Genomic DNA, 813 nt, shown 5'->3' with positions numbered 1-813 from the left:
TGACCAGGTAAAAACGCTCCTGGGACTGAGTGATGAAAGCCAGGACGAAAAGCTGAAGTCCGTCATTACGCTGACTTCAGCCCGTCTGGCCTCTTTGCTTGGTGTCAAAGACGTACCGGAAGAGATGAACTACATCGCCGTTGAGGCGTCTGTGCGGCGCTTTAACCGGATCGGATCCGAAGGAATGCAGAGCCACAACGTGGAAGGCGAAAGCATTTCCTACAAAGACAATGACTTTGCCGACTTCATGGACGACATTCAGGACTGGAGATCCAGGAATGAAAACCCAATCCGGAGGCTTCGGTTTTTATGAGATATGACACGAAAATCGAGCTGGTCCGCTCAGATCCGGGCCATTTCAACCCAGATACCTGCAATTACGAGGACCGGGCAGAGACAAAAACAGCTCTGTACGCATCCGTGATGGATACCAGAGCGGAAATGCTGAAGCTGGTTTATGGAAGCCTGAAGCAGGGGAGCCTGACGATCCATATCCAGAACCACACAGACATTGTGTTCGATCAGATCGAGGTAAGAGGGCGGCGGTACAAAGTAGATTTTCGGCGCCGGCTCAGAACCAAGGAGTCGTTTATCGTATCGGAGGTGCAGACATGAGACTGAATGCAACCATCGGCGGCCTCAAGCCGTTTCAGAAAAAGCTGCTGGCCAAAGCCAATCGCAGCGCTATTCAGAAGGTGGTCCGGCTCAATACGGCAGAGCTGACCGCAGGCGCTCAAAGAAAAGCCCCGGTTTCGACCGAAGAGACCAACCCCGGCGGCCATCATGGACAGCTGCGGGAAAGCATCACCCCAT

The 813-nt window shown here is 53.3% G+C and carries 3 protein-coding genes; all 3 read left to right on the top strand.

Features of this window, described 5'->3' with window-relative positions; genetic code table 11:
• Nucleotides 1-313, top strand: a 313-nt coding sequence (locus Afil_RS10665) for a phage head-tail connector protein (protein WP_230268536.1), incomplete at its 5' end; no start/stop codon positions are given.
• The gene (locus Afil_RS10660; RefSeq protein WP_230268535.1) at nucleotides 310-615 is read left to right on the top strand and encodes a hypothetical protein; all 306 of its coding nucleotides are present in this window, start codon (nucleotides 310-312) and stop codon (nucleotides 613-615) included. The genes Afil_RS10665 and Afil_RS10660, both read left to right, overlap by 4 nt.
• The coding region (locus Afil_RS10655) for a hypothetical protein (RefSeq protein WP_439647329.1) at nucleotides 612-813 on the top strand (202 nt) is incomplete at its 3' end. The genes Afil_RS10660 and Afil_RS10655, both read left to right, overlap by 4 nt.

It is taken from the genome of Allobaculum fili (genome assembly GCF_020969955.1).
Lineage (GTDB): Bacteria > Bacillota_I > Bacilli_A > Erysipelotrichales > Erysipelotrichaceae > Allobaculum > Allobaculum fili.
This window is presented reverse-complemented; position numbering and strand designations above follow the sequence as displayed.

Coding starts and splice junctions, on each gene's coding strand:
- Afil_RS10660 (WP_230268535.1), top strand. CDS start 310: ATGAGATATGACACGAAAATCGAGCTGGTCCGCTCAGATCCGGGCCAT.